The organism is Cupriavidus sp. 05T313 (assembly GCF_056396665.1).
Window position 1 is genome coordinate 19099 of sequence record NZ_JBFTLX010000066.1, and the last position, 9083, is coordinate 28181.

Annotated in this window: 9 protein-coding genes; 5 read left to right on the plus strand and 4 right to left on the minus strand. The window is 68.1% G+C overall.

Translation table 11 applies throughout. From position 1 onward, the window contains the following. Positions 1-72: 72 nt before the first annotated feature. Together AC1DKD_RS16615 and AC1DKD_RS16620 are read left to right on the plus strand one after the other, a co-directional pair. Positions 73-777, plus strand: coding sequence for a TetR/AcrR family transcriptional regulator (locus tag AC1DKD_RS16615; RefSeq protein WP_441633229.1), 705 nt, complete (start codon positions 73-75; stop codon positions 775-777). A 113-nt stretch (positions 778-890) separates the two neighbouring features. Then, the gene (locus AC1DKD_RS16620) at positions 891-1874 is read left to right on the plus strand and encodes a DUF3616 domain-containing protein (protein ID WP_441633231.1); all 984 of its coding nucleotides are present in this window, start codon (positions 891-893) and stop codon (positions 1872-1874) included. A gap of 87 nt (positions 1875-1961) precedes the next feature. Here the strand turns inward: AC1DKD_RS16620 and AC1DKD_RS16625 are convergent, their stop codons facing one another. Next, positions 1962-2882: a LysR family transcriptional regulator gene (locus AC1DKD_RS16625; RefSeq protein ID WP_441633233.1), complete on the minus strand. Its 921-nt coding sequence runs from the start codon at positions 2880-2882 to the stop codon at positions 1962-1964. A gap of 151 nt (positions 2883-3033) precedes the next feature. Between AC1DKD_RS16625 and AC1DKD_RS16630 the strand changes: the two genes are divergently transcribed. The 3 genes from AC1DKD_RS16630 to AC1DKD_RS16640 all read left to right on the plus strand — a co-directional run bounded on the left by AC1DKD_RS16630 (position 3034) and on the right by AC1DKD_RS16640 (position 5306). After that, positions 3034-4236: an MFS transporter gene (locus tag AC1DKD_RS16630; RefSeq protein WP_477111828.1), complete on the plus strand. Its 1203-nt coding sequence runs from the start codon at positions 3034-3036 to the stop codon at positions 4234-4236. A gap of 152 nt (positions 4237-4388) precedes the next feature. After that, positions 4389-4928 carry a cysteine hydrolase family protein gene (locus AC1DKD_RS16635; RefSeq protein ID WP_441633237.1) on the plus strand — a complete coding sequence of 180 codons (540 nt, stop codon included), beginning with the start codon at positions 4389-4391 and terminating at the stop codon, positions 4926-4928. A gap of 72 nt (positions 4929-5000) precedes the next feature. Continuing rightward, positions 5001-5306: an NIPSNAP family protein gene (locus tag AC1DKD_RS16640; protein ID WP_045243050.1), complete on the plus strand. Its 306-nt coding sequence runs from the start codon at positions 5001-5003 to the stop codon at positions 5304-5306. Between the two features lie 87 nt (positions 5307-5393). Here AC1DKD_RS16640 and pdxR read toward each other — a convergent pair whose 3' ends face one another. The 3 genes from pdxR to sorA form a co-directional block, all read right to left on the minus strand. Continuing rightward, positions 5394-6908 carry a MocR-like pyridoxine biosynthesis transcription factor PdxR gene (gene pdxR / locus AC1DKD_RS16645; protein WP_477143479.1) on the minus strand — a complete coding sequence of 505 codons (1515 nt, stop codon included), beginning with the start codon at positions 6906-6908 and terminating at the stop codon, positions 5394-5396. A gap of 153 nt (positions 6909-7061) precedes the next feature. Then, the gene (sorB, locus tag AC1DKD_RS16650) at positions 7062-7721 is read right to left on the minus strand and encodes a SorB family sulfite dehydrogenase c-type cytochrome subunit (protein ID WP_441633241.1); all 660 of its coding nucleotides are present in this window, start codon (positions 7719-7721) and stop codon (positions 7062-7064) included. Positions 7722-7732: 11 nt separating this feature from the next. Beyond that, on the minus strand, positions 7733-8986 hold the full coding sequence (sorA, locus tag AC1DKD_RS16655) for a SorA family sulfite dehydrogenase catalytic subunit (RefSeq protein WP_477143480.1): 1254 nt from the start codon (positions 8984-8986) through the stop codon (positions 7733-7735). Between the last annotated feature and the right edge of the window lie 97 nt (positions 8987-9083).

Here is a 9083-nt window from a genome sequence, read left to right on the forward strand (position 1 = left end):
GAATCCGTTGTGTACACTGTCCACTAACACCAAGGTAGTCAAGAAAATGGACGATGTCCACATGGAGAAGAAATGACGGGCGCAAAGCGCACTGCGCGCATCCTGGATCCGGCGGATTCCGAAGCCCCGGCCAGCCCTGCCGATGGCCCTCCGGCCCGCAGCACCTATCGCCACGGCGACCTGCGGCGCGCATTGCTGGAAGCCGGCATGGAACTGGCGCGCGACGGCGGGCCGGACGCGGTGGTGCTGCGCGAGGCCACCCGGCGCGCCGGGGTGGTGCCCAATGCCGCGTACCGGCACTTCGCCAGCCGCCAGGACCTGCTGCAAGCCGTGCGTTCCGCCTCGCTGGCGTTGCTGGCAGTGGCGATGGAAACCGAACTTGCCGCGCTGGACGCGGCGGCGGCGCCAGCGGATTACGCGCGCGCCAGCCTGCGCGCGGTCGGCACCGGCTATCTGCGGTTCGCCTTGTCCGAACCGGGCCTGTTCCGCACGGCATTCTCGGTGCCGGATGAGCAGGAAGGCGTGCCGGTGCCCGCCAAGGCGGGCGAGAGCGGCCTGAATCCGTTCCAGTTGCTGGGCGCGGCGCTGGACCGCATGACGGCTGCCGGCGTGCTGCCCGCCGCACGCCGCGCCGGTGCCGAATACCTGGCCTGGTCCGCCGTGCATGGCTTGTCCATGCTGGTCATCGACGGGCCGCTGCGCATGGTGGCGATGGTGCCGGGACAGGCGGACGCGATCGGGCAGCGTTTGCTGGAAATGGTGGAAAAGGGGTTGTAGCGATGCCGCTATAAACTGGCACGGCTTATTCATGTCCGCGCGCCGGCGCGGACCGACGGAGAAATGGAATGCGGCTAGTCCTGCCAGTCAAAGTGTCCTGCCTGATCGTGCTGTTGCTGGCGCAATCCATCCCAGCCGCGCTCGCGCAGCAGCCGATGGTCTATCGCGGCATTTGCGATGCGTCGGCGGCGGTCGCGCTGGGCCAGAACCACTTCGTCGTGGCCGACGACGAGGCCGACGTCCTCACCATCTACCGCCGCGGCATTGCCGAAAGCGTGGGCCGGGTCGACCTGACGCAGTATCTCGGCGGGCGCAAGCCAAACGGCAAGGCGAAGGAAACGGACATCGAAGGCGCGGCGCGCATCGGCAACCGGATCTACTGGATTGCCTCGCACAGCAGGGATGGCAAAGGCAGGATTGCGCCCGAGCGCTTCAGGTTGTTCGCGACCGATGTCATCGAGACCGGCGCGGTGCCCGGCGTCAGGGCATCCGCGTCGGCGCCCTACGCCGGACTGTTGAGCGCGATCGTTGCGGACAAGCGATTCGACATCCTGGCGCAGGCGTCGCAGTTCGCCGCGGAGGACCCACGCGGCTTGAACATCGAGGGGCTGGCGGCCTCGCCGGATGGCGGGCTGGTGATCGGCTTTCGAAACCCGCGGCGGGCGGGCATGGCGCTGACGCTGAAGCTGCGCAATCCGGCCGACGTGCTGGAGCGCGGTTCGGCACCGGAATTTGACGACCTGGTTGCGCTGGATCTTGGCGGGCGGGGAATACGCAGCATGGAGCATATGGGCAACGGCTACGCCATCCTAGCCGGGCCATTCGATGACGGAAAGGGCGGCCCGGACGATTTCGCCTTGTACACCTGGTCCGGCAAGACGGCGAGCGCGCCCGCTCCCGTAGCAGACGTCAGTCTGGGAACGCTGCATCCGGAAGCCCTGTTCAAGGTTCCCGGACTGGACCAGCTGATCATCCTGAGCGATGACGGAGGCGAACTCGTCGATGGCGCGAAGTGCAAGAAGAAGTCGGTGCCGGGCCGGAAGAAGGGGTTTCGAGAGATCGGAATCCGGGTGCCCGCAGCGCTGGCGCGCCCGTGAGTCTTCATCGCGGCTGGGGCAAGGGCGGCGTCGATTCCACGGAGCACGTTCCACAGAGCACGGCCGCCGCTTTGCGGACATGTGCCACTACGCGCCGCTGGAATTCTTCATCTGCACGCGTTCCGCCAGAAAATCCAGCAGCGCGCGCACCCGTGCGGGCAGATGGCGGCCCTGGCCAAGGTACACCGCGTGCACCGCTTCCGTATCGCCCGGATTGAACGCTTCGAGCAGCGGCACCAGCCGCCCGGCGGCGATGTCTTCGCGTGCCTGGAATTCAGCCATCCTGGCCAGCCCCAGGCCGCCCACGACGATCCGCCGCAGTGCGTCGCCATTGCTCGTCATGGCATTGCCGATAGGCGCCACCATCCTGAGTTGTCCGTTCTCCAGCACAGGCCAGCCTTCGATCGCCCGCGCGTAGCCCAGTTTCAGGCAGTTGTGCACGGCCAGGTCGGCGGGGGTGGCGGGGGTGCCCCGCCGCGCCAGGTAGGCCGGCGCGCCCACGATCACCATGCGGGTCTCGCCCAGCTTGCGGGCCACCAGCTGCGAACTCTTCAGTTCGCCCGCGCGGATCGCCACATCGGTGCGCTCTTCCAGCAGGTCGATGACCTGGTCGGTCAGCACGATATCGAGCTGGATCTCCGGATACAGCGCCAGGAATTCCGGTACCAGCGGCAGCAGGAAATGGTCGCCGAAGGGCACGTTGGCGTTGATGCGCACGCGGCCATGGGGCACGGCGCTGGCGGCGGCGCCGCGCTCGGCGTCGTCCAGGTCGGCCAGCACGCGCACGGCGCGTTCGTAGAAGGCGCTGCCTTCCGCCGTCAGCTCGATGCGGCGCGTGGAGCGGTTGACCAGCCGCGCGCCGAGCCGCGCTTCCAGCCGCGCCACCAGCTTGCTGACGGCCGACGGCGTCATGCGCAAGGCTCGCGCCGCAGCCGAGAAGCCACCCAGCTCCACCACCCGCACGAACACTTCCATCTCGCCGGAGCGATTGACATCAAGCCGCGACATTGTGAATTGAATTCATAAATGTTGTTCGTTCGGGCAGTCTACCGCACCAATGGCCCGATCCCCATACTCCGCTCCATGCATCGTCCGGACTTCGCCGGTCCGGCGGCAGCCGGATCGCGGGATCGCACCTAACCTGTTTCGCACACTTCCAATGCCATTAGCTCTCTATGCCCTGACCGCCGGCGCCTTCGGCATCGGCGTCACCGAATTCATCATCATGGGTTTGCTGCTCGAGGTCGGGACCGACCTCGGCGTCTCCATCGCGGCGGCGGGCCTGCTGATCTCCGGCTACGCGCTCGGCGTTGTGGCCGGCGCGCCGGTCATGACGGCCCTTACTGCCCGCTGGCCGCGCAAGACCGCGCTGCTGGGCCTGATGGTGATCTTCACCTTCGGCAACGCCGCCTGCGCGATGGCGCCGAACTACGAGACGCTGATGGCCGCGCGGGTACTGACCGCGCTGGCGCACGGCACCTTCTTCGGCGTAGGCTCGGTGGTCGCCACCGGGCTGGTAGCGCCGCAGCGGCGCGCTTCGGCCATTGCGGTGATGTTCACCGGGCTGACCGTGGCCAGCGTGCTGGGTGTGCCGTTTGGTACCTGGCTCGGGCAGGCGTACGGCTGGCGCGCCAGCTTCTGGGCGGTGGCCGCCGTCGGCTTGCTGGCGGTGCTGGTGATCGCACTGCTGGTGCCGGCCGAACGCGACAAGCCGGAAGCCCCCGACCTGCGCCGCGAYCTGCGCGCGCTGATGCGCCGGCCGGTACTGCTAGGGCTGCTGACGACGGTGCTGGGCTATGCCGGCGTATTTGCGGTGTTCACCTATATCGCGCCGATCCTGACGCAGATCACCGGCTTTGCCGACAGCGCCGTCTCGCCCATCCTGCTGGTCTTCGGCGTCGGGCTGGTGGCGGGCAACCTGCTCGGCGGCAAGCTGGCCGACCGGTACCTGCAGGCCACGGTGCTCGGCAGCATGCTGGCGCTGGCGGTGGTGCTTGGCCTGATGAGTTTCGCCTTGCACAGCAAGGTGCTGAGCGTGGTCTTCGTCGGCCTGCTGGGCGTGGCCGCCTTTTCCACCGTGGCACCGCTGCAGATGTGGGTGCTGGAACGCGCCAGCGGGGCCGGGCAGAGCCTGGCGTCGAGCTTCAATATCGCCGCTTTCAACCTGGGCAATGCCATTGGCGCGTGGCTGGGCGGGGTGGTCATCACCCGTGGGCCGGGGCTTGGCGCCGTGACCTGGGTCGCCGCGCTGGTGCCGGTGGCCGCGGTGGCGGTGGCGCTGCTGGCCATCCGCCTGGAGCGCAATGCAGGCGGCAGGCAGCCGGGCGGAAGCGGCAAGCTGTCGTCGCCGCCGCTGCACTGATCGGGAGGTTGCTGCGGCAGGCCGGTGTGCAGCATTGCCGTGGCGCGGACAGTGGCTTATGCTGGCGGCTGCCTGCCGGCGCCACGGGATATGTTTTCATCCGGACCGATGCACGCCGGATACATCCAACCGACCGGACGCCATCCGCACCGATGCAAACCGCACTGATCGTCATCGACGTACAACGTGGCCTGTTCGACGACACGCCCCGGCCAGCCGAAGCCGATGCCGTGCTCGGCCGCATCAATCGCCTGATCTCATGCGCGCGCGCCGCCGGCGCGCCCGTGGTGTTCGTCCAGCACGAGCAGGCCGCCGGCGCGATGCCGTTCGGCTCGGCCGCGTGGGCGCTGGAACGGAGCCTGGCCGCGCAGGCGGACGACCATCGCATACGCAAGACCACGCCGGATTCCTTCCTGGATACCGGGCTGGCCGCGCTGCTGGATCGGCTGCAGGCGAATCAACTGGTGATCTGCGGCTATGCCACCGAATTCTGCGTGGACACCACCACGCGGCGCGCCGCCGGGCTGGGCTACGCGATCACGCTCGCCGCGGACGCGCACACCACGCATGACAAGCCGCACGCCAGCGCCGGGCTGATCCGGCGCCACCATAATGCGACGCTGTCGGCGATTACGAGCTTCGGGCGGCCTATCCGGGCGTTGGCAACGGACGACATCGTATTTGACGTTTGACACCGGGCGGCGGACAAGGCCGGATCGTCAAGACAAGACCACAGCAAGACCACCACGAGACCATTATCAAGAATGATCACCTGCTACCTGCGCTACATCATCGACCCGGCCAAGCTGAAGGAATTCGAACACTACGGCAAGCTGTGGATTCCGCTTGTGGAGAAGTTCGGCGGCCAGCATCACGGCTATTTCCTGCCGTCGGAAGGCGCCAGCAACGTGGCCCTCGCCCTGTTCTCCTTCCCCAGCCTGGCCTTGTATGAGGCGTATCGCAACAAGTCCTTCGACGATCCCGAGTGCCAGGCGGCCTTCCGCTACGCGCAGGAGACGCAATGCATCGTCAGCTACGAGCGCAGCTTCTTCCGGCCGGTGTTCGAGTAGGCGCTACGGTTTCTTTCGGTACCTTCAGGCGGATGGGCAGGGTACCCGAGGCGCTCGACGAAGCCGCCCGGGTGCGAACACGCGCTTTCACTGCCTCATCGCCTGCCCGATCAGCTGCCCCAGCAGCTTGACGCCTTCCTCGATCCGCTCATCCGCGATCGCCGTATAGCCCATGCGGAAATGCGGCGATGGCGCATCGGTGGAAAAGAACACATCCCCCGGCTCGATGATGACCCCGTGCGCCAGCGCGATCCCGGCCAGCTTGCGCGCATCGAGCCCCGGCGGCCCTTCCACCCAGAACGAAGAGGCCCCCGGCGAGTTATGCGCCCGGGCCTGCGGCAAGTGCCGCGCCAGCATATCGCGCAGGATCTCCGCGCGGCGCTGGAAGATCGGCGCCACGCGCCGCAGCAGCGCGTCGTGGTGGCCCAGCGAGATAAACAGCGCGGTAGCCCGCTGGTTGTTGGCCGGCGGATGGCGCAGCATGAAGCGGCGCAGCGCGCGCGCCTGCCGGATGACGGCCTTGGGCGCCACGATATAGCCAAGCCGGATGCCGGGCACGAAGGATTTGGACAGGCTACCCACATAGATCACGCGGCCGTCGCGGTCCAGGCTCTTGAGCGCGGGGATTGGCTGGGTCAGCGCCGGGTTCTCCGTGTCGTAATCGTCTTCGATCAGCACGACGTCATGGCGCCGCGCTTCGCGCAGCAGCGTCTCGCGCCGCTCCAGCGGCATGGTGACGGTGGTGGGGCACTGGTAGCTCGGCGTGATGAAGGCGTAGTCGCATTGCGCCAGCCCGTCGTCCGGGCACAAGCCGGACTCGTCCACCGCCAGCGGCACCACCTCGCGGGCGCGCATGCCGAAGATATGGCGGGCGTCGTTATAGCCCGGTTCTTCCAGGCCCACGCGCGTACCCTGCATCAGCAGGTCGGYCAGCAGGTAGAGCGCATTCTGCGCGCCCATCGTGACCATGATCTCGTCCGGGTTGGCCCAGACGCCCCGGCGCGGCAGGATGTGCTTCTGCAACTGCTCGATCAGCAGCGGATCGTCCCGGTCGATCAGGTCGGAGGCCCAGCCGCGGATCTCCAGCACGGCCAGCGCCATGCGCGAGCATTCGCGCCAGTCGGCGGTGGGAAACAGGGCGGGATCGAACTGGCCGTAGATAAACGGGTAGGGATAGTTCTGCCACTCGGTGGGTTTGACGATGGCACGCTTGCCGGTCATGTCGGGCAGGCGCGCCTCCCAGTCCGGGCCGCCTTGCGCGGCCTCTTCGGGGGCGGGGGTGCCCACCGCGCGTGGCGGCGCCGAGCCCGGCCTGACCGCGCTGGGCAACTGCTCAACCACGAAGTAGCCGCGCCGCGGCCTGGTCTCCAGGAAGTGTTCCTCCACCAGTTGCTGGAAGGCCAGGATCACCGTATTGCGGGCGATGCCCAGCGTGGCCGCCAGCTCGCGGCTGGAGGGCAGGGCGCTGCCTTCGGGCAACTGCCGCGCTAGGATGGCTGACACCAGTTGCTGGCGCAGCTGCGCCTGCAGGCTGACGCCGGAATCGGAGGATAGCTGTAGCAGCCGGTTCCAGAAAGTGTTCGCCTTGCCCATGCTTGCCATGCCGCTCCCCGTGCTATGGCCGCTGTGGCGGCCGTGGTCTTGTGCGGCGGATTATGGGCGAAGTCCCGCACCGATGGAATGGGGATGCCAGCAGACCCGCGCCACGCCTGCGGCAAGGCGAAGGCGATGAGGCCGCGGGTGCTCCCCTTGTGCTTAGCGGCCGAGAATCCAGCCCGCCAGGCTTTGCAGGTCTTCCGTCGTCATTGTCGCGTAGGCCGGCATCGGCACCTGGCCCCACTTGCCCGCGCCGCCGGCACGGATGTTCTGCGCTACCAGCGCCGCGGCGCCAGGCTGGTTCGCGTACTTTGCCGCCACGTCCTTGAACGCCGGCCCCACCACCTTCTTGTCGACGGCATGGCAGGCGGTGCAGCCATTGGCCGTGAGCAGGGCCTGCGGATCGTGGCCGCCCGCGGCCGGGGCGGCAGCCGGTGCCGGCGCGTTGGCTTGCGCCGCGGCCTTTCCTGCATAGGCCGTGCGCTCCGCGCCGTAGGTCTTCGTCAGGTAGTCGACCATGGCCGGGATGTCTTCGTCCGGAAAGGGCGCGCCGAAGGGCTTCTTCATCTTCTTGACCGTGGCGTCCCAGTAGCCGCGCGGCGACGACGGCGGCTGCGTCAGCACGTACTGCGCCGAGTGGCAGGTCATGCAGTTCTGCTGCACCAGGCGATAGCCGGGCAGCTCGCTCGGCGTGTAGCGCGCGGTTTCCGGCGGGAGCGTGATTTCCAGCGCGCGCGCGGCGGGTGCGCCGCCGATGGCGGCAAGGGCCGCGAGAGCAAGGACGGCAGCGTGGGGGCGGGTCGGTTTGACGGGTTGCATGGCTGCCTCCTTCATGCCGCGACCACGCGCGTGGTTTCCACCACGTTGCGCATATAGCCGGCCGGGTTCCACAGGGCGGTGAGGGGCTGGCTCTGGCYGATGCGGTTGCCGGCACGCACCTTCAGTTCGTACTCGCCCTTCTTCGGCGGCGTGAACGCCGCCGTCCACTCGCGGAAGGAGTAGCGGCCCAGGTCCTTGCCCAGTTGCGCAGCGCGCCAGGTGCGGCCGCCATCGGTCGACACGGCCACCTCGTCGACGCCATAGCCCCCGTCGAAGGCGATGCCGCGCAGCACGGTCTGGTGCCCGGCACGCACCGTTGCGCCATCCGCCAGGCTGGTGATGAAGGAGCGCACGTTGAAGCGGTTGATCGGCACCGTGCGCGCGGGCGCCGTGCCGGGCGCCACGCAGGCGCAGGGATTGTCCGGGATGCGGTAGGCCGCGTTCATCCAGAATCCGTCGAACGGCTTGTCCAGTACCTCGATGTCGGACAGGTGCTTGACCCAGTAGGTGCCGTAGTAGCCGGGCACGATCAGGCGCAGCGGAAAGCCGTTGAGCATGGGCAGGTCCGCGCCGTTCATGGCCCAGGCGAGCATGACCTCGCCATCGAGCGCGTGGTCGATGGCCAGCGCCTTGACGAAGTCCGGGCCGCTTTCCAGCGGCGGGCGGTCCATGCCGTCGAAGCTCACCTGCAGCGCGCCGGCCTGCACGCCGGCCTTCTCCAGCAGCGCCTTCAGGGGCACGCCGGTCCAGCGCGCGTTGCCCATGGCGCCGTTGCCGAGCTGGCCGCCGTTGGCGCGCGGCGACAAAAAGCCCCGGCTGTTGCCCGAGCACTGGTTGACCGCCACGAGGTCCACCGGGGAGGCCAGCCGCTTGATCTCGTCGAGCGAGAGCTCCAGCGGCGCATTGACCTTGCCGCCCACGCGCAGCCGGTAGGTTTGCGGGTCGATGCGGGTGGGAATCCCGCTCCAGTGGTAGCGCACGAAGAACGCATCGTTGGGCGTGATCGGGCCATCGTTGAACACGCCGAACGGGGTCTCCAGCTGCGGCGGCCGGCTGGTCAGCAGGATCAGCGGACGCTTCTGGGGAAAGGCCACCAGCTCGCGCTCGCCGTTCTCGAAGGGAAGTTCAATGCGCGCGTCGGCGGTGGCTGCCAGCGCCTGCAGCGCGGGGTGGGCCAGCGCCGCGCCGGCGCCCAGCGCGCCGAGAGAGCGCAGCACGCCACGGCGGCCCGGCTGCGGTGGTACGGAATGATGGCCTCGGCCCATGCCTGGCTCCTCGTCTTTTGGTGGGGATGGCGGTCTTGGACGGTGCCGCTTTGGTCGCACTTCCGGTTTCAGATGACTTCGTCCTTCATGTGATACC

Coding starts and splice junctions, on each gene's coding strand:
- AC1DKD_RS16615 (WP_441633229.1), top strand. CDS start 73: ATGACGGGCGCAAAGCGCACTGCGCGCATCCTGGATCCGGCGGATTCC.
- AC1DKD_RS16625 (WP_441633233.1), bottom strand. CDS start 2,882: ATGTCGCGGCTTGATGTCAATCGCTCCGGCGAGATGGAAGTGTTCGTG.
- AC1DKD_RS16635 (WP_441633237.1), top strand. CDS start 4,389: ATGCAAACCGCACTGATCGTCATCGACGTACAACGTGGCCTGTTCGAC.
- AC1DKD_RS16640 (WP_045243050.1), top strand. CDS start 5,001: ATGATCACCTGCTACCTGCGCTACATCATCGACCCGGCCAAGCTGAAG.
- sorB (WP_441633241.1), bottom strand. CDS start 7,721: ATGCAACCCGTCAAACCGACCCGCCCCCACGCTGCCGTCCTTGCTCTC.